Source organism: Lelliottia sp. WB101 (assembly GCF_003051885.1).
GTDB classification, from domain to species: Bacteria; Pseudomonadota; Gammaproteobacteria; order Enterobacterales; family Enterobacteriaceae; genus Enterobacter; species Enterobacter nimipressuralis.
Genome location: NZ_CP028520.1, coordinates 4,436,127 through 4,455,114, shown reverse-complemented (window position 1 = coordinate 4,455,114; position 18,988 = coordinate 4,436,127). Strand labels below are relative to the sequence as shown.

Genomic DNA, 18,988 nt, shown 5'->3' with positions numbered 1-18,988 from the left:
ACATGTGATGGCATTTACGATTGAAGCGATGCTGGCTGATGTGAAAGAGGACGTTTTGCGCTGGCGCAGACACATTCATGCTCATCCAGAGCTTTCATTTCAGGAGCATAAAACGGCGGACTATATTGCCGATGCGCTGGCCAGTTTTGGCGGTTTAACGCTGACGCGCCTGACGCCCAACAGCGTCATTGCCGATCTGAAAGGGGCGTATGACGGGCCATGCTATGCGCTGCGTGCCGATATTGACGCGCTGCCCATCCAGGAAGAGAACGACGAACCCTTTTGTTCGACGGTGCCGGGCGTGATGCATGCCTGCGGCCATGATGCGCATGCCGCCATGCTGCTCGGGGCGGCGAAAGTACTGACACAGTGTCAGTCGATGCTGCACGGCTCGGTGCGCTTTATCTTTCAGCACGCCGAAGAGGTGCCGCCGGGAGGCGCGCAGGAGCTGGTTGATCTCGGGGTGCTCGACGGGGTGGAAAAAATCTTCGGGCTGCACGTGATGCCGAATTTCCCGACGGGAGAAGTCGGGCTGAAAGAGGGCGTCTTCTGCGCCTCAACGGATAATTTTGATATCACCATTGTGGGCAAGGGCGGGCATGGCTCGATGCCGCATCTGTGCATTGATCCGGTGGTGATCGGCGCGGAAGTGGTGACGGCCCTGCAAAATGTGGTGTCACGTCGCACCGACCCGCTTCAGGTACCGGTCCTGACCATCGCCACCTTCCAGAGCGGAGAAAGCTATAACGTCATCCCGGAGCGCATCAAACTGGCGGGGACGTTGCGAACCCATCACGACAGCGTGCGTCAGCAGGTGCCACAGCAGATGGCGCAAATTATTGCGGGCATTACCGCCGCGCACGGCGCGCAGTTTACCCTGACCTGGACGCGGGGTTACGCCAGCGGCAATAACCATCCCGAGGCCTGTGCGATTGCCCGCAAAGTGATTCGCGCGACGCTCGGCGATCAGGCGCTGCGGGAGATTGCGCATCCCCTGTTCGGTGGCGAAGATTTCTCTTCCTATCAGCAAAAAGTACCGGGCTGCTTCCTGTTTATCGGCAGCGGCAATGAGCACATCGGGGCGACCTACGGCGTACATAATCCGCGCTTCCGTCTGGATGAAGCGGCGTTGCAGACGGGCGTCAGACTGCATGTCGGATTTATTCAGCACCTGCTTCTTAATCACGCCTGATTCTATCCCCCATCAAAACGCTGCACCCGCAGCGTTTTTTTACGCCTGTAGAAAACCCGGAACAATAATAATCATCTATTCACTATTACTTCCGTATATCGCGGGCAATACTGATACCCAGATTAACCCCATCACATTTTCGGAGTCATCATGGCGCGGCTTGCAGCATTTGATATGGACGGCACGCTCTTAATGCCGGATCACCGCTTAGGAGAGAAAACCCTGAGCACGCTGAAGCGGCTGCATGAGCGTGATATCACCCTGACGTTTGCCACGGGCCGTCATGTTCTGGAGATGCGCCACCTGCTCGGCAAACTGTCGATGGATGCTTTTCTCATCACCGGCAACGGTACGCGCATTCACTCGGTGGAAGGCGAAATGTTGCATCGTCAGGATCTGGACCCGGAAGTGGCAGATCTGGTGTTGCACAGCACCTGGGATACGCAGGCCAGTATTCACGTGTTTAACGACACCGGCTGGCTGACGGGCGAAGAGATCCCTGAACTGCTGAAAGCGCACGTCTACAGCGGTTTTCGCTACCAGCTGACGGATCTGCGCCGTATTCCTGCGCACTCGGTGACGAAAATCTGTTTCTGCGGCGATCACGACGATCTGTGCCGTCTGCGCATTCAGCTTAACGAAGCGTTAGGCGACCGTGCGAACCTGACCTTCTCGGCGGTGGAGTGTCTCGAAGTGCTGCCGGTGGGATGCAACAAAGGGTCTGCGCTGGCGGTCCTGAGCGACCACCTCGGTTTAACGATGCAGGATTGTATGGCATTTGGCGATGCCATGAACGACCGCGAAATGCTGGGCAGCGTAGGTCGCGGTGTGATTATGGGAAATGCGATGCCGCAGCTGATTGCTGAGCTGTCGCATCTCCCGGTTATCGGACATTGCCGTAACGAAGCGGTGTCCCATTTTTTGACTCATTGGCTGGATAAACCAAACCTCCCGTATTCCCCGAATAGTGAGACCCTTCCAGCAAGCCAGACGTCGATGTTTATCGGTCTGGCTTTTTTTATTTTGTCATCTGCGCTATTTGCGCTTTCCACGGCTCGATGTCGCCAATATTAGCTTTCACCCAGTCCGCGTTGTAGTAGGTGTCCAGATAGCGTTCTCCGCTGTCGCACAGCAGCGTGACGATAGAACCGGTCTTGCCCTCTTCGCGCATCCGTACGGCCAGCTGTAGCGCGCCCCACATGTTAGTCCCCGTGGAGGCCCCCACTTTACGGCCCAGCTGCGTTTCCAGCCAGTGAGCGGTGGCGACACTTGCCGCATCCGGCACACGCAGCATCTCATCGACCACATCAGGAATAAACGACGGCTCCACGCGCGGGCGGCCGATACCTTCGATTTTACTGCCCACCGGGCTGCGCAGACTGGCGTCACGGTTTTGCCAGTAGTCGAGGAACACGGAGTTTTGCGGGTCAACCACCATCAGTTTTGTATCGTAACCCTGGCAGCGAATATAGCGGCCAATGGTGGCAGAGGTCCCGCCGGTGCCCGCGCTCATCACGATGTATGACGGTTCCAGATGCGGTTCATTCTTCATCTGGCGGAAAATACTGTCGGCAATGTTGTTATTCCCGCGCCAGTCGGTTGCACGTTCGGCGAAGGTAAATTGATCCATGTAATGGCCGTTCAGCTCGCGGGCCAGCATTTCTGACGCGGCGTAGATCTCGCAGGCGCTTTCAACAAAATGACAGCGTCCGCCGTAAAACGCGATCTGCTCGATTTTGCGTTTTGCGGTGCAGGAGGGCATCACGGCGATAAACGGCAGGCCAAGCAGACGGGCGAAATAGGCCTCGGACACGGCAGTCGAACCCGACGATGACTCAATAATCGTGGTGCCCTCGTTGATCCAGCCGTTACACAGCCCATACAGAAAAAGCGAACGCGCCAGACGATGCTTCAGGCTGCCGGTTGGATGAGTGCTTTCATCTTTCAGGTAGAGCTGAATTCCGGAAAACCCCGGCAGGGCATGGCGGATAAGATGGGTGTCCGCCGAGCGCTGATAGTCGGCATTGATTTCGCTGATTGCGTGTTTGACCCAGGTGCTATTCATCGTGTGTATCCATTTGTCATTTTGTGCCTAGGATAACGAAAAGCACAGAAAAAATTGTTGCTATCTGGCCTTTAAAATAGAATGTCAGGAGAAAATTATTCTCTGTGAGGCGGGGTATGTTAGATAAAATTGACCGTAAGCTGCTCTCTCTGCTGCAAAAGGACTGCACCCTCTCTTTGCAGGCGCTCGCTGATGCCGTTAATCTGACCACCACACCCTGCTGGAAACGCCTAAAAAGACTGGAAGACGACGGCGTTTTGCTGGGCCGCGTGGCGCTGCTCGATCCCGAAAAACTGGGGCTTGGATTGACCGCGTTTGTTCTGATAAAAACGCAGCACCACAGCAGCGACTGGTACTGCCGGTTTGTCACCGAGGTTTCTGATATGCCCGAAGTGCTCGGTTTTTGGCGCATGGCAGGGGAATACGACTATCTGATGCGCGTGCAGGTGGCGGACATGAAACGCTATGACGACTTCTACAAACGGCTGGTCAACAGCGTGCCGGGCTTGTCGGATGTCACCTCAAGCTTCGCCATGGAACAGATTAAATACACCACCGCTTTACCCATTGAATAACTTCCAGGCCTTGCCGGAACAATACCTTCAGGAATTTACCGCGTGCGATTATTTGCTCAGTTAAGCTGGTACTTCCGCCGGGAGTGGCGACGCTATCTCGGCGCAGTGGCCCTGCTTATTATTATTGCCATTCTCCAGCTCATTCCGCCGAAAGTGGTGGGATATGTGGTGGACGGCGTCACAGAACAACATTACACCACCGCACGGGTGATGATGTGGATCGGCACGCTGGTCCTGACTGCGGTGATTGTCTACCTGCTGCGCTACGTCTGGCGCGTGCTGCTCTTCGGCGCGTCGTATCAGCTCGCCGTGGAGCTGCGCGAAGATTTTTATCGTCAGCTCAGCCGCCAGCATCCTGAATTCTACCTGCGCCATCGTACGGGCGATCTGATTGCACGCGCCACCAACGACGTGGATCGCGTGGTGTTTGCCGCCGGGGAAGGGGTGTTAACCCTGGTTGATTCGCTGGTGATGGGTTGCGCGGTGCTGATCGTAATGTCGACGCAAATCAGCTGGCAGCTCACCCTGCTGGCGCTGCTGCCAATGCCCATCATGGCGCTGGCCATCAACCGCTTCGGCGAACAGTTACACGAGCGCTTCAAGCTGGCCCAGGCGGCGTTCTCCTCTCTGAACGACAGAACGCAGGAGAGCATGACCAGCATCCGCATGATCAAAGCCTTTGGCCTTGAAGATCGCCAGTCGGCGCAGTTTGCCGCCGATGCCGCAGACACCGGCGCGAAAAACCTGCGCGTGGCGCGAATTGATGCGCGCTTTGACCCGACAATTTATATCGCCATTGGCACCGCCAATCTGCTGGCAATCGGCGGCGGGAGCTGGATGGTGGTTAACGGCTCCATGACCCTTGGTCAGCTGACCAGCTTCGCCATGTATCTCGGGCTGATGATCTGGCCGATGCTGGCGCTGGCGTGGATGTTTAATATCGTCGAACGCGGCAGCGCGGCGTACAGCCGTATTCGCGCGATGCTGGCGGAAGCACCGGTGGTGAACGACGGCAGCGAATCCGTGCCGGAAGGGCGCGGTGTGCTGGAGGTGGCGATTACGGCGTTTTCGTATCCGCAAACCGAACGCCCGACGCTGGAAAACGTCAACTTTACGCTGCGCCCAGGACAGATGCTGGGGATCTGCGGCCCAACCGGTGCCGGGAAAAGCACCGTGCTGTCGCTGATTCAGCGTCACTTTGATGTCACCCAGGGGGACATTCGTTTTCACGATATTCCCTTGACGCGCCTGCAGCTGGACGCCTGGCGCAGCCGCCTGGCGGTCGTCAGCCAGACGCCGTTTTTGTTCTCGGATACGGTTGCCAACAACATCGCGCTGGGCCATCCCACGGCGACGCAGGAAGAGATTGAGCACGTAGCGCGCCTGGCCAGCGTCCACGACGATATTCTGCGCCTGCCGCAGGGTTATGCCACCGAAGTGGGCGAGCGCGGCGTGATGCTGTCGGGCGGGCAAAAACAGCGTATTTCCATTGCGCGTGCGCTGCTGCTGAATGCCGAAATTCTGATCCTCGACGATGCGCTCTCCGCGGTCGATGGGCGCACGGAACACCAGATCCTGCATAACCTGCGTCAGTGGGGCGAAGGGCGGACGGTGATTATCAGCGCCCACCGTCTCTCGGCCCTGACGGAAGCAAACGAAATTCTGGTGATGCAGCACGGGCATATTGCCCAGCGCGGGCACCACGATCAGCTTGCGGAACAGCCCGGGTGGTATCGCGATATGCACCGCTATCAACAGCTGGAGGCGGCCCTGGACGATGCGCCAGATCTGAACGAGGAGGCCACCCATGCGTAAGTTTACCCAGCTGTGGCCGACCCTGAAACGCCTGCTGGCCTACGGTTCGCCGTGGCGAAAACCGCTCTCTATCGCGGTGGTGATGCTGTGGGTGGCGGCGATTGCCGAAGTCAGTGGCCCGCTGCTGATCAGCTATTTCATCGACAACATGGTCGCCAAAAGCTATCTGCCGCTGGGCCTGGTTGCCGGGCTGGGCGCGGCTTACGTCGGGCTTCAGCTGCTGGCGGCGTCGTTGCACTATGCTCAGTCGCTGCTGTTTAACCAGGCGGCGGTCGGCGTAGTGCAACAGCTGCGCACCGACGTGATGGATGCGGCCCTGCGCCAGCCCTTGAGCGAGTTTGATATCCAGCCCGTCGGCCAGGTGATCTCCCGCGTCACCAACGATACGGAAGTGATCCGCGACCTGTACGTGACCGTGGTCGCCACGGTGCTGCGCAGCGCCGCGCTCGTCGGCGCCATGCTGGTGGCAATGTTCAGCCTCGACTGGCGTATGGCGCTGGTGGCAATCACCATCTTCCCGGCGGTGCTGATCGTCATGGTGATTTACCAGCGTTACAGCACGCCGATTGTGCGTCGGGTTCGCGCCTATCTGGCAGATATCAATGACGGTTTTAACGAAGTCATCAACGGCATGAGCGTTATTCAGCAGTTCCGCCAGCAGGCACGTTTTGGCGAACGCATGGGTGAGGCGAGCCGCTCGCACTATATGGCGCGCATGCAAACCCTGCGTCTGGACGGTTTCCTCCTGCGTCCGCTGCTGAGCCTGTTTTCGGCGCTGGTGCTGTGCGGTCTGCTGATGCTGTTTGGTTTCGGCGCGGGCGGCACGATTGAAGTGGGTGTGCTGTACGCGTTTATCAGCTACCTCGGGCGTCTGAACGAGCCGCTGATCGAACTGACGACACAGCAATCCATTCTGCAGCAGGCGGTGGTCGCCGGTGAACGCGTCTTCGAGCTGATGGATCGTCCACGACAAACCTACGGCGACGACGAGCGCGAACTGAAAAGCGGCACGATCGAGATTGATCATGCCTCCTTTGCCTATCGCGAAGATCGTCTGGTGCTGCAGGACATTCATCTCGATATCCCGTCGCGCAGCTTTGTCGCGCTGGTGGGTCACACGGGCAGCGGTAAGAGTACCCTCGCCAGCCTGCTGATGGGGTATTACCCGCTTACGAGCGGTGAAATTCGTCTTGATGGCCGTCCGCTCTCCACCCTGAGCCACGACGTGCTGCGCAAGGGGATTGCGATGGTGCAGCAGGACCCGGTGGTGATGGCCGACTCCTTCTTTGCCAACGTCACTCTGGGCCGTCCGTTTAGTGAGGAACAGGTATGGGCGGTGCTGGAGAAAGTCCAGCTGGCAGATCTGGCACGCACCATGAGCGATGGGATTTACACAAAACTGGGCGAGCAGGGGAATAACCTCTCCGTGGGACAGAAGCAGCTGCTGGCGCTGGCGCGAGTCTTGATTGAAACGCCGCAGGTGCTCATTCTCGACGAAGCGACGGCCAGCATTGATTCCGGCACCGAGCAGGCCATTCAGCAGGCGCTGGCGGAAGTGCGGGAGAAGACCACGCTGGTGGTGATTGCGCACCGTCTGTCGACGATTGTTGATGCTGATACCATTCTGGTGCTGCATCGTGGGCAAGCCGTCGAGCGCGGCACGCATCGCGAGCTGCTGGAAGCGAAAGGACGTTACTGGCAAATGTACCAGCTGCAGCTGGCCGGAGAAGAGCTGGCCGCCAGCACGCGCGAAGAGGAGTCTCTGAGCGCCTGATGCACCAAAATTAAGCACCGCGCTAACAGGGATTTCTGTTGGTGCAAAAATGAAACGCACCATGCACTGTCATGGTGCGTTTTTTTTATCCATTTCTTCAGAAGAGCCATTTCCTGCCTTTGCCGCCTGATTTCTTCGCCTTTTCAAACTCTGGCACACCCCTTGCAATACCTCTGTTGTAAAACGCGGCCATTATCGAATTCTGACTGGAGAGGAACTATGAAGCTGGTTACGGTTGTCATCAAACCATTCAAACTCGAAGACGTTCGTGAAGCACTGTCTTCAATGGGGATTCAGGGACTGACGGTTACCGAAGTGAAAGGCTTTGGTCGTCAGAAGGGCCATGCGGAGCTTTATCGCGGAGCCGAATACAGCGTCAACTTCCTGCCTAAAGTGAAGATTGATGTGGCTATCGCTGACGATCAACTCGATGAGGTGATTGATGTGGTGAGCAAAGCGGCTTACACCGGAAAAATTGGCGACGGCAAAATTTTCGTTGCCGAATTGCAGCGCGTCATTCGCATCCGTACGGGCGAAGCTGACGAAGCTGCACTGTAAGTAACTCCTGGCACACAGTGATAGGGATCGAGAAAATGAAGAAAGCAACAATCAAAACAGCTCTGGGGTCTCTGGCACTGCTGCCGGGCCTGGCGATGGCGGCTCCTGCGGTAGCCGACAAGGCGGATAACGCCTTTATGATGATCTGCACCGCGCTGGTGCTGTTCATGACAATTCCGGGCATCGCGCTGTTTTACGGCGGTCTGATCCGCGGTAAGAACGTGCTGTCCATGCTGACGCAGGTCGCAGTGACTTTCGCGCTGGTCTGCGTCCTGTGGGTGGTTTACGGCTACTCGCTGGCCTTCGGCGAAGGCAACGCCTTCTTCGGCAACTTCAACTGGGCGATGCTGAAAAATATCCAGCTGACTGCCCTGATGGGGAGCTTCTATCAGTACATCCACGTGGCGTTCCAGGGTTCATTCGCCTGTATCACCGTCGGCCTGATCGTCGGCGCGCTGGCAGAACGTATTCGTTTCTCCGCCGTGCTGATCTTCGTGGTGGTGTGGCTGACGCTCTCTTATGTGCCGATTGCGCACATGGTCTGGGGCGGCGGTCTGTTGGCGTCTCACGGTGCGCTGGACTTCGCAGGCGGCACGGTGGTGCATATTAACGCTGCGGTTGCAGGACTGGTCGGGGCATACCTGATTGGCAAGCGTGTGGGCTTTGGCAAAGAGGCGTTTAAACCGCACAACCTGCCGATGGTCTTCACCGGTACGGCAATCCTCTATTTTGGCTGGTTCGGTTTCAACGCCGGTTCAGCAAGTGCTGCAAACGAAATCGCTGCGCTGGCCTTTGTGAACACCGTGGTAGCCACCGCAGGCGCAATCCTCTCCTGGGTGTTTGGTGAGTGGGTGGTACGCGGTAAACCATCCCTGCTGGGCGCCTGTTCCGGTGCGATTGCCGGTCTGGTTGGCATCACCCCGGCGTGTGGTTATGTCGGTGTCGGCGGCGCGCTGCTGATTGGTATCGTCGCCGGTCTGGCGGGTCTGTGGGGCGTAACGGCGCTGAAACGCGTTCTGCGTGTCGATGATCCTTGTGATGTGTTCGGTGTGCACGGCGTGTGCGGTATCGTTGGCTGCATCATGACCGGTATCTTCGCCGCGACGTCCCTCGGTGGCGTAGGCTACGCAGAAGGCGTGACCATGGGCCATCAGCTGCTGGTTCAGCTGGAAAGTATCGCCATCACTATCGTCTGGTCGGGTGTTGTGGCCTTCATCGGCTACAAACTGGCGGACATGACCGTTGGCCTGCGTGTACCGGAAGAGCAAGAGCGCGAAGGGCTGGATGTGAACAGCCACGGCGAGAATGCGTACAACGCCTGAGCAGATTGTGTTTCTCCTGTAGCAAAAAGCCTCCCGATGGGAGGCTTTATTTTTTCCCTCAGTCACGGTCCGTCACGAGAAGAGGGGCGAGGTGTGGGCTCAGATTAACCCCGGTTTCGCATTACCCCTTCCTGCACCGTAGAGGCAACCAGTACGCCCTCCTGCGTATAGAACTCACCGCGAACAAACCCGCGCGCGCTCGACGCCGACGTGCTTTCCACGCTGTACAGCAGCCATTCGTTCATGTCGAACGGACGATGGAACCACATGGAGTGGTCGATGGTCGCGACCTGCATCCCTTTTTCGAGGAAGCCCACGCCGTGCGGCTGCAGCGCCACCGGCAGGAAGTTGAAATCAGACGCATAGCCCAGAAGATACTGGTGAACGCGAAGATCCTGCGGCATTGCACCGTTGGCGCGGATCCACACCTGACGTTTTGGCTCGGCGATATGGCCTTTCATCGGGTTATGGAACTCGACCGGGCGGATTTCCAGCGGTTTATCGCACAGGAATTTCTCTTTCACCTGCGGCGGTAACAGATGCGCCAGCGCCCGGGCAATGTCCGTTTCCGATTTCAGTTCGTCCGGTGCCGGGGCAGGCGGCATCGTTTTTTGATGCTCATAGCCGCTTTCCGGTGCCTGGAATGACGCCGTCATATAAAAAATCGGTTTGCCATTCTGGATGGCCGCGACGCGGCGGGCGCTAAAACTGTTGCCGTCACGCAGCACTTCGACGTCATAGATTATCGGTTTTGCGCTGTCGCCAGGACGTAAAAAATAGCTGTGAAAAGAGTGCACCAGACGGTCTGCAGGCACGGTCTCTTTGGCGGCATACAGCGCCTGTCCCACCACCTGACCGCCGAAAACCTGGCGTAAGCCAAGGTCTTCGCTCTGCCCGCGAAAGAGTCCTTCTTCAATTTTTTCCAGATTCAGTAATGTCAGCAGATTGTTCAGTGCTTGACTCATAGTCGTCCTCAATAAAACGCCGTGGCGAAAGATAGGATGATTATAACGTAAAAAGGAGAGTGGTCCGATGGGTGCAATAATCTGAATAAGCGGCTGAAACCAGGCATATATAAGTGATATGTGCCACACTTAGTCACGTTATGTATTTGCTAACGACTCTTGGCGGGATCGATCCCGCTGGTGCATTGAAGATAAGGAGAACTCAATGAAACTCGTGCACATGCTTAGTGGTTTAGCGGTAGCGGTTGCTCTGTCTGCCTGTGCGGATAAAAGTGCCGACATCCAGACGCCAGCGCCAAACCCAAATGCCGCTGGAGCGACGACACAGCCAACCATGCAGCAACCTAACGTTTCCGGTACGGTGTGGATCCGCCAGAAAGTGGCCCTGCCACCGGACGCCGTATTAACGGTGACCCTGTCAGATGCTTCTCTGGCAGATGCGCCGTCTAAAGTGCTGTCGCAGAAAGCGGTACGTACCGAAGGGAAACAGTCACCGTTCAGCTTTGTGCTGCCGTTTAACCCGGCAGAAATCCAGCCGAACGCGCGTATCCTGCTGAGCGCAGCGATTACCGTGAACGACAAACTGGTGTTCATTACCGATACGGTACAGCCGGTGATCAACCAGGGCGGAACCAAAGCTGACCTGACGCTGGTTCCGGTTCAGCAGACTGCCGTGCCGTTACAGCAGGGCGGCGGTGCCGCGACGACGGTTCCGTCAACGTCGCCAACGCAGGTTAACCCGTCTTCTGCCGTGCCTGCACCGACACAGTACTAAGTCTGACCTTTGCCCTCTCCTTCGCGGGGAGGGCAGTTAATACACCCAGCGATACTTCTGCATATCAATCTTCCCTTTTCCTGACACCTGTACACCTTCAGACAGCAATGCCTGGCGCTGACGCTGCAAATCCGGCCCGGTCAGTGAAATTTCGCCCTGTCGATTTACCACCCGATACCAGGGCAGCGTACTCCCTTCCGGCAGACGTTTCAGCACGCCGCCGACCTGACGCGCCGCGCGCGGGGAACCGGCAAGCCTGGCGATATCACCATAGGTGGTGACATACCCTTCCGGAATCGAGGCCACAATTTGCCAGACCCGTTGGGGGAAAGAGTCATGTTCATCCATGGGCGCTCCTTTGGTAGGGTCATCGATTCTTCCGGAACAAGGGCGGGAAGTTCGGGTCTAATGTAGACAGGCATAATCGCGCAGTCCAGCGCAGATTTCATGCGGGGATGGGCATAATCTTGGATAAATTCCACAGTTTGCGCAATAAACCATCATCCGGTCGCGGTTAACTTGCAATTGCGATCCTGTGCAGGGATAATGCGCCAGCGCGTTGGGTAACAACGCTCTCAATGGGGGCTCTGTTGGTTCTCCCGCAACACTACTCTGTTTACCAGGTCAGATCCGGAAGGAAGCAGCCAAGGCAGATGACGTGTGTGCCGGGATGTAGCTGGCAGGGCCCCCACCCATTTCTGCCTCCCTGAAAAATTTCCCCCTTCAAAAATATTGCCCATGAATATAAAGGGGTTATGTAATATATCCTTCATTGCAATGAAATAATATTGTCATAAACCTGTAATAATAGACTGGCAAATTAATGTCGGGGTGTTTTTAATCCGTCATAAGCAAAAAATATATCAGTGGATTGCCCCGGTAACTTCGTGTATTAAATTAAATAACTTATTCCGAAGGGAAGTGATAAACATGGGCACTGCAGTCTTAAACGTAAAAATTGATGAAGCGCTAAAAGAGAGACTTCGTCATTATGCCGAAGCGAATAACGAGAATTTAAGCGTGACGACAGAAAAACTGCTGCTGCTGGCGTTTGAGGCAGTGGAAGAGGCGGGAGTAACGGAAGAGGATATTGATAATCAGCATACGGAAGAAGAGAGTGTGACTCCTTTTACTCCTAAAGAAATCAAAGGTCTACGCAAACTTCTGAAGAAGAGAAAATGAAACAACAACTGTCTACTGCCAACGACTACAAAGAGGCCTGCGATCTGCTTCGTTCAGGCTACGTAAAACACGTACGTCTTGGCTGGAATGTAGGAAGTGATGAGTTCTTTCGCATTGCGTCTGACTGGTGTGATACGGGCGCGAAAATAAAGAAAGAAGGAGAAAATTTCGTTATTTCTCTGAAAGGTTTTCCGATTCCTCCTCAGCACTGATGACAAACCTGTGAAAACTGCTGACTGCATCTAGTGCAGCCAGCAGTTTTTATTTCCCGCTGGTTATATTACGCCACGTTTTAAATAACGTTCACTTCTGTTCAGCGAGTTCCACAGCGGTTTAATTCGCAGTAGCGCGTTTTCCAGCTGCGCCGAATCCATTGAGAAAGGCACACGCAGATAGCGGTCAAACGCCCCGGAAAGCCCAAAGCGTGTGCCGGTGCCGAGATGAATTCCCAGCGTCTCCGCCCGCGCGCCGAGCTGCGTGGCGACCATCCCCGGCAGTTCCACCCAATAAGACAGCCCGCCCTCTGGCTCGTGAAAACGCCATTTCGGAAAATGCTCGCGCATTAACGCGCTGCAGCGATCGCGGCGTTCTGTCAGCATCTGCCGTCTTGCGGGCAGGAAAGTGGCGGCGTGCTCAATCAGCCACAGGGTGGCCAGCTGCTCCAGCAACGGCGATCCAAGATCGAGCGTATCGCGCGTCTGGGCCAGCGTGGCAATAGTGCGCGACGAGGCGCGGATCCAGCCCAGGCGTAATCCCCCCAGAAACTTTTGCCCGCCGAACCGAGGGTAATGACGTTGGCCTGCGGGTTAAATGCCGCCAGCGGCGGCGGGGGAGGCGCATCAAACCACAGGTCAACCATGGTCTCATCCACCACCAGCGTGGTGCGGGTTTGTGCGGCGATATCGGTGATGGTCTGGCGCGTGGCGATGTCCATGCAGCGCCCGGTGGGATTATGGAAATCCGGCATCAGGTACGCCAGTCGCGGCGCGGTTTGCGCCAGCGTCGCGGCAAAGCCATCCGTATCCCAGCCCGATTCCGGCAGCGCCACGCCAACAGGACGACAGGACGCGCCCTGGATTGCCGCAATCGCCAGCGGGTAAGTGGGATGATCCACCACCACCCGATCGCCTGGCCCGGTCAACATGCGCAGCACCAGCGCCAGGCCGCTGACCGCACCGTTGACCACCATGATTTCGTCTGCCCGCGTCGGCAGCCCGCGCGAGGAATAACGTGCGGCGATGGTTTCGCGCAGCTCCGGTAAGCCCAGCTGGTCATAACCCGTGTGTGAGAGATGTTGGGTCATGGCGGTGAGCGCGTGGGTATAAGCCTGGTGAATTTCCGGCCCGGCGCTGAGCGCGGCGGTTGAGAGGTCCAGCGCAGTGCTGATGGCCGCTCGCGTCGGGACGGCGTGGCTGTCCGGCAGAATAATGCGGGAGCCGCTGCCGTGGCGGCTCTCCAGATACCCGGCGTCGCGCAGGTGTGCCAGCGCGCTGGCAATCGTCGTGCGGCTCACGTTGAGCACCGTAGCCAGTTCGCGTTCACCGGGCAGGCGCGTATCGAGGGCCAGTCGGCCATCGAGAATCAACAGGCGCAGGGCGTCCGCCAGTTGTCGCCATAAAGGCGTGCGGGAGGAGGGCTGTTGCCAGTGGCCTAAGAGGCGCACCAGCGACTGGCTACCGAAGCGACGAGATGACATAAGCAGTCCACTATTTGAAAACTGGATATTAATCATAGAGCCATTTTCAGCCAGGATGAAAGCATAACTTTCTGGAGAACCATCATGCTGCGTCGCTTACTGCAACTTTACGTCGGACTGGGATTTTACGGGCTTTCTACGGCGATGTTTGTCCGCGCCGATCTCGGTGCCGATCCGTGGAACGTGTTCCATCTGGGCGTCGCCCGCATGCTGGCGATGGACATCGGCACGGTAATGATTTTGACCGGTGCGCTGGTGCTGCTGTTCTGGATCCCACTGCGTCAGCGCCCTGGCCTCGGCACTATCAGTAACGTCATTGTGATTGGTCTGGCGGCCGATGCGTCCCTGTCGCTGCTCCCGGAGATGAGTTCGCTGGTGGCGCGCAGCGCGCTGCTCATCTCCGCCGTGGTGGTCAATGCGCTGGCGACCGGAATGTACATCGGCGCAGGCTTTGGCTCCGGCCCGCGCGACGGCCTGATGACCGGCATTAACGCCCGCACGGGCTGGTCTGTGCGCAGCGTGCGTACGGCGATTGAAGTGTCGGTGTTGCTGATTGGTTGCGTGCTCGGCGGAACCTTTGGCGTGGGCACGGTCCTGTACGCGCTGGCTATCGGCCCGCTGATCCAGATCTGCCTGCCGTGGTTTCGTCAGAAGCCGCAGGTGACGCTGGTGCCAGAGCCGGAACGAATTGTTTAAACTGCGAAGCGCTCACATGCTTTACCCGCCGCGCTGTGCCAGAATACCGGCATCTCTCGCTACGATACGGAAAGCATGAAAGCCATCACTCTCTATGACGTTGCCCGCCTGGCGGGCGTTTCCTATCAGACGGTCTCCCGCGTAATAAACGACGCGGAGCACGTCTCCGCAAGGACCCGTGAAAAGGTGCAGCAGGCGATGGCTGAACTGCACTACGTCCCCAATCGCGGTGCGCAGCAATTGGCCGGAAAACGCACCCGCACGCTGGGGCTGATTACCACCGACCTGGCGCTGCATGCGCCCTCGCAAATCGCCTCTGCGGTAAAATCCCGCGCGGGTGAGTGCGGCGCAAGCGTGCTGATTTCGATGGTTGAGCATCCTGAGCGGTGCCAGGCGGCACTCCAGGAGTTACTGGCCCAGCGCGTGGAAGGCTTGCTGGTCAACGTTCCCCTCGACGATCCTCTCGCCGAACAGATTCGCCAGCTTGCCGCACCGGTGCCAGTGTTATTCTTCGACGTCTCCCCTGAAGCCAAAGTTCATCGCCTGGCCTTTGATGCGGAGCAGGGCGCTAAGCTTGGCGCTGAGCACCTGCTGTCGCTTGGGCACCGACGCATTGCCTTGCTCAGCGGGCCAGAGAGTTCCGTCTCGTCGCGCGCGCGTCTCGCGGGCTGGCAGGCGCGGCTGGCGCAGGACAATCTGGTTCCGTGCGCGATGGCCCATGGCGACTGGAGCGCGGCGTCAGGGTATGAAAAAGGTCATCAGCTACTGGCGGGTAGCGCTCTTCCTGATGCCATTCTGGTGGCGAACGATCAGATGGCCCTCGGCGTGATGCGCGCCTGTGCTGAAAAAGGGATAGCCGTACCGGGGCAGATGTCGGTGGTGGGATTTGATGATACCGCTGACAGCGCCTGGTTCTCCCCGCCGCTGACCACCATTCGCCAGGCGTTTCGCGTGGCCGGCGAGCGCAGCGTCGAGTGGCTCCTTTCCGGATCAACGGATGAACTCTGGCAAACGCAGCTTCCTGTCACGCTGGTGGAGCGCCACTCCAGCGCCCGTCACGCGCCCGATCAGGCCGATCGCGAAGCGCTGGCACAGCAGCTGAAATCCCTGGTGCTATTGGCTGAGCAACTGGCGCGGCACTGATCCTTTTGTGATCTGGCTCGCTTTGCCGTGGTCAGATCCTTTACCGATTTCTCTCACCAGGGCATTGTGACTTGAATTGTGAGCGCTTCGCAAAAGAGGTCATTATGTCTGTCGCATCCCCGCACTCTCTGCATTCTGTTTTAGCTCGTCGCGACTGGGAAAACCCCGGCGTCACTCAATGGCATCGGCTGGATGCCCACGCGCCGTTTCACAGCTGGCGCGATGAAACGCAGGCTCGCGATGAGCAGCCACCTTCGCACAAGCGGTTACTGAACGGCGACTGGCAGTTCCGCTTTTTCACGGCGCCAGAGCAGGTTCCTGAGCACTGGATAACAGAAGAGTGTGCAGAGGCTATCACCACGCCGGTGCCGTCAAACTGGCAGATGCAGGGCGTTGATACGCCGATCTACACCAACGTCACCTACCCGATCATCGTCAATCCCCCGTTTGTGCCCGCCGAGAACCCGACAGGTTGTTACTCGCTCACATTTGAGGTGGATGAAGAGTGGCTTAAGAGCGGACAAACGCGCATCGTTTTTGACGGTGTCAATTCGGCGTTTTATCTCTGGTGCAACGGCGAGTGGGTGGGGTATTCCCAGGACAGCCGCCTGCCGGCGGAGTTCGATCTCACGCCTGTACTGAAACCCGGCAGTAACCGCCTGGCGGTGCTGGTGTTGCGCTGGTGCGACGGGAGTTATCTGGAAGACCAGGATATGTGGCGGATGAGCGGGATTTTCCGCGACGTGTCGCTCCAGCATAAACCGGCCACTCACATTGCCGATTACCACTACGTCACCGAACTGAATGCGGATTACGATCGCGCAAAATTGCAGGTGGAAGTGGCCCTCGGCGGCGAGGCAGTGGCCGACAGCGAAGTGGTGCTGACGCTCTGGCAGGATGATGAACCGGTCGCGACGACGACTGCCCGACCAGGCTCTGCGATTGTTGATGAGCGCGGTAACTGGGCCGAGCGTTTACATGTCACTCTGCCGGTGGATCGCCCGGCGCTGTGGAGTGCGGAAACGCCTGCGCTTTATCGTCTGACGCTCGTTCTGCGTGACGGGCAGGGAAATCTGCTGGAAGTGGAGGCCTGCGATGTCGGTTTCCGCCGCGTGGAGATCAGCAATGGCCTGCTGAAAGTCAACGGTCAGCCGCTGCTGATCCGTGGGGTGAACCGCCACGAGCACCATCCCGAAAACGGCCAGGTGATGGATGAAGCGACCATGCGCCGCGATATCGAGCTGATGAAGCAGCATAACTTTAACGCCGTGCGCTGCTCCCATTACCCTAACCATCCGCTGTGGTATCGCCTGTGCGACCGCTACGGCCTGTATGTGGTGGACGAAGCGAATATTGAAACCCACGGCATGGTGCCGATGAGCCGTCTGGCGGACGATCCGCGCTGGCTACCTGCCATGAGCGAGCGCGTCACGCGCATGGTGCAGCGCGACCGCAATCATCCGTCGATCATCCTCTGGTCGCTGGGCAATGAGTCCGGCCACGGCGCCAATCACGATGCGCTCTATCGCTGGATCAAAACCACCGATCCGACGCGTCCAGTCCAGTATGAGGGCGGCGGGGCAAATACCGCCGCGACGGATATCGTCTGCCCGATGTACGCCCGCGTCGATCAGGATCAGCCGTTCCCGGCGGTGCCAAAATGGTCGATTAAAAAGTGGATCGGGATGCCGGACGAAACGCGTCCGCTGATCCTCTGCGAGTACGCCCACGCGATGGGCAACAGCTTTGGCGGGTTTGCCAAATACTGGCAGGCATTCCGCAGCCATCCGCGCCTGCAGGGCGGCTTCGTCTGGGACTGGGTGGATCAGGCGTTAACCAAAAAAGACGAAAATGGCCAGGCGTTCTGGGCCTACGGCGGTGATTTTGGCGATACGCCGAATGATCGTCAGTTTTGCCTGAACGGGCTGGTGTTCCCGGATCGCACGCCGCATCCGGCGCTGTTTGAAGCTCAGCGCGCCCAGCAATTTTTCACTTTCACGCTGGTGAGCTCTTCGCCGCTGGTGGTAGATGTGCACAGCGATTACCTGTTCCGCCACAGCGATAATGAATCCCTGCACTGGTGCATTATGCGTGACGGCGACGAGATGGCGAGCGGAGAGGTGCCGCTGTCCGTTGCGCCGCAAGGCACCCAGCGCATTGAAATGACTTTGCCTGAACTGGCCGCTGCGCCGGGCGAAGTCTGGCTGAATCTCGACGTTTTTCAGACCGCAGCAACCCGCTGGTCGCCCGCTAATCATCGCTGCGCCTGGGATCAATTCCCGCTGCCTGCGCCGTTGTCTGTGTCAGTGCCGGTTGCCGGACAGGTAAAACCGCAGCTGACGGTTAACGACGAAGTGCTGGAAGTGAGCCACCTGGATCAACGCTGGCATTTCGATCGCGCCAGCGGAAATCTGGTCCAGTGGTGGAACCGCGGTGCGCAAACACTGCGCTCGTCGCTCATCGACAACTTTACCCGGGCGCCGCTGGATAACGATATTGGCGTCAGCGAAGCGACGCGCATCGATCCGAATGCCTGGGTGGAACGCTGGAAAGCGGCGGGAATGTATAACCTCGCGCCGCGCGTGTTGCAGTGCGAAGGCGAGCAGCGTGCGCAGGAGGTGGCGATTACCACGCTTCATGCCTGGGAGTTTAACGGCAAAACGCTGTTCATTAGCCGGAAAGTCTGGACCATTGACAGCCACGGGGTGCTGCAAGGTGATGTGCAGATTCAGGTGGCAAGTGATATTCCACAACCGGCGCGCATTGGCCTGAGCTGCCAGCTGGCAGAGGCGTCGGCGTCCGTAAGCTGGCTGGGGCTCGGGCCGAATGAGAACTACCCGGACCGAAAACTGGCGGCGCGACAGGGGCGCTGGACGCTGCCGCTGGAGGCGCTGCACACGCCCTATATCTTCCCGACGGAAAACGGCCTGCGCTGCGATACCCGCGAGCTGACATTTGGCGCACACCAGTTGCAGGGCCATTTCCACTTTACGCTCAGCCGCTACAGTCAGCAGCAGCTGCGCGACACCACGCATCATCATCTGCTGATCGAGGAGCCGGGCTGCTGGCTGTCTCTCGACGCATTCCATATGGGCGTGGGCGGGGATGACTCGTGGAGTCCGAGCGTTTCGCCGGAGTTTATCCTCGCAGACCGTTCACTGCGTTACGCGTTTAGCTGGCGACAGGACTAAACTTAAATCCGTCAGAGGCGGCCACACCAGGTGGCCGCA

The 18,988-nt window shown here is 58.0% G+C and carries 15 protein-coding genes, 1 other RNA gene and 2 pseudogenes; 14 read left to right on the top strand and 4 right to left on the bottom strand.

Going from position 1 to position 18,988, the window contains the following annotated elements:
* Positions 1-7 precede the first annotated feature (7 nt).
* Positions 8-1,192, top strand: coding sequence for an amidohydrolase (locus tag DAI21_RS21585; RefSeq protein ID WP_107704143.1), 1,185 nt, complete (start codon positions 8-10; stop codon positions 1,190-1,192).
* Between the two features lie 150 nt (positions 1,193-1,342).
* Positions 1,343-2,155, top strand: a pseudogene (gene cof, locus DAI21_RS21580) (HMP-PP phosphatase); the annotation flags it as partial.
* Positions 2,156-2,210: 55 nt separating this feature from the next.
* Here the strand turns inward: cof and DAI21_RS21575 are convergent.
* Entirely contained in the window at positions 2,211-3,257 is a 1,047-nt protein-coding gene (locus tag DAI21_RS21575) for a PLP-dependent cysteine synthase family protein (RefSeq protein ID WP_107704141.1), read from the bottom strand.
* A gap of 116 nt (positions 3,258-3,373) precedes the next feature.
* Between DAI21_RS21575 and DAI21_RS21570 the strand changes: the two genes are divergently transcribed.
* The 5 genes from DAI21_RS21570 (at position 3,374) to amtB (ending at position 9,301) form a co-directional block, all read left to right on the top strand.
* Complete coding sequence (locus DAI21_RS21570) at positions 3,374-3,832, top strand: Lrp/AsnC family transcriptional regulator (RefSeq protein WP_102104285.1); 459 nt, start codon at positions 3,374-3,376, stop codon at positions 3,830-3,832.
* Between the two features lie 42 nt (positions 3,833-3,874).
* A complete protein-coding gene (locus DAI21_RS21565) occupies positions 3,875-5,647 on the top strand; it encodes a SmdA family multidrug ABC transporter permease/ATP-binding protein (protein ID WP_107704140.1) in 1,773 nt (590 codons plus the stop codon).
* Complete coding sequence (locus DAI21_RS21560) at positions 5,640-7,421, top strand: SmdB family multidrug efflux ABC transporter permease/ATP-binding protein (protein ID WP_107704139.1); 1,782 nt, start codon at positions 5,640-5,642, stop codon at positions 7,419-7,421. The genes DAI21_RS21565 and DAI21_RS21560 overlap by 8 nt, the downstream gene beginning before the upstream one ends.
* A gap of 219 nt (positions 7,422-7,640) precedes the next feature.
* Positions 7,641-7,979 carry a P-II family nitrogen regulator gene (glnK, locus tag DAI21_RS21555; RefSeq protein ID WP_012016323.1) on the top strand — a complete coding sequence of 113 codons (339 nt, stop codon included), beginning with the start codon at positions 7,641-7,643 and terminating at the stop codon, positions 7,977-7,979.
* Positions 7,980-8,014: 35 nt separating this feature from the next.
* The gene (gene amtB, locus DAI21_RS21550) at positions 8,015-9,301 is read left to right on the top strand and encodes an ammonium transporter AmtB (RefSeq protein ID WP_100777392.1); all 1,287 of its coding nucleotides are present in this window, start codon (positions 8,015-8,017) and stop codon (positions 9,299-9,301) included.
* A gap of 104 nt (positions 9,302-9,405) precedes the next feature.
* On the opposite strand, the gene tesB is transcribed toward amtB, so the two are convergent.
* Entirely contained in the window at positions 9,406-10,266 is an 861-nt protein-coding gene (tesB, locus tag DAI21_RS21545) for an acyl-CoA thioesterase II (RefSeq protein ID WP_107704138.1), read from the bottom strand.
* 205 nt (positions 10,267-10,471) lie between these two features.
* On the opposite strand from tesB, the gene DAI21_RS21540 reads away from it, so the two are divergent.
* On the top strand, positions 10,472-11,041 hold the full coding sequence (locus tag DAI21_RS21540; RefSeq protein WP_100777390.1) for a YbaY family lipoprotein: 570 nt from the start codon (positions 10,472-10,474) through the stop codon (positions 11,039-11,041).
* A gap of 36 nt (positions 11,042-11,077) precedes the next feature.
* Here DAI21_RS21540 and DAI21_RS21535 read toward each other — a convergent pair whose 3' ends face one another.
* Positions 11,078-11,389 (bottom strand): MGMT family protein, encoded by a 312-nt coding sequence (locus DAI21_RS21535; RefSeq protein ID WP_107704137.1) that lies wholly within the window; start codon positions 11,387-11,389, stop codon positions 11,078-11,080.
* Positions 11,390-11,629: 240 nt separating this feature from the next.
* On the opposite strand from DAI21_RS21535, the gene ffs reads away from it, so the two are divergent.
* The 3 genes from ffs to DAI21_RS21520 all read left to right on the top strand — a co-directional run bounded on the left by ffs (position 11,630) and on the right by DAI21_RS21520 (position 12,435).
* An RNA gene (gene ffs / locus DAI21_RS21530) (signal recognition particle sRNA small type) lies at positions 11,630-11,726 on the top strand.
* A 245-nt stretch (positions 11,727-11,971) separates the two neighbouring features.
* Positions 11,972-12,223, top strand: a complete 252-nt coding sequence (locus DAI21_RS21525) for a hypothetical protein (protein WP_107704136.1) — start codon at positions 11,972-11,974, stop codon at positions 12,221-12,223.
* Positions 12,220-12,435: a hypothetical protein gene (locus DAI21_RS21520; protein ID WP_014069144.1), complete on the top strand. Its 216-nt coding sequence runs from the start codon at positions 12,220-12,222 to the stop codon at positions 12,433-12,435. Before DAI21_RS21525 ends, DAI21_RS21520 begins: the two co-directional genes overlap by 4 nt.
* Before the next feature lie 63 nt (positions 12,436-12,498).
* Here DAI21_RS21520 and DAI21_RS21515 read toward each other — a convergent pair.
* A pseudogene (locus DAI21_RS21515) lies at positions 12,499-13,919 on the bottom strand (PLP-dependent aminotransferase family protein).
* A gap of 84 nt (positions 13,920-14,003) precedes the next feature.
* Between DAI21_RS21515 and DAI21_RS21510 the strand changes: the two are divergent.
* The 3 genes from DAI21_RS21510 (at position 14,004) to DAI21_RS21500 (ending at position 18,949) form a co-directional block, all read left to right on the top strand.
* A complete protein-coding gene (locus DAI21_RS21510) occupies positions 14,004-14,615 on the top strand; it encodes a YitT family protein (protein ID WP_107704135.1) in 612 nt (203 codons plus the stop codon).
* A gap of 75 nt (positions 14,616-14,690) precedes the next feature.
* Positions 14,691-15,758 carry a LacI family DNA-binding transcriptional regulator gene (locus DAI21_RS21505; protein WP_107704134.1) on the top strand — a complete coding sequence of 356 codons (1,068 nt, stop codon included), beginning with the start codon at positions 14,691-14,693 and terminating at the stop codon, positions 15,756-15,758.
* Positions 15,759-15,862: 104 nt separating this feature from the next.
* Positions 15,863-18,949 (top strand): beta-galactosidase, encoded by a 3,087-nt coding sequence (locus tag DAI21_RS21500; protein ID WP_107704133.1) that lies wholly within the window; start codon positions 15,863-15,865, stop codon positions 18,947-18,949.
* The last annotated feature ends 39 nt before the right edge of the window (positions 18,950-18,988 follow it).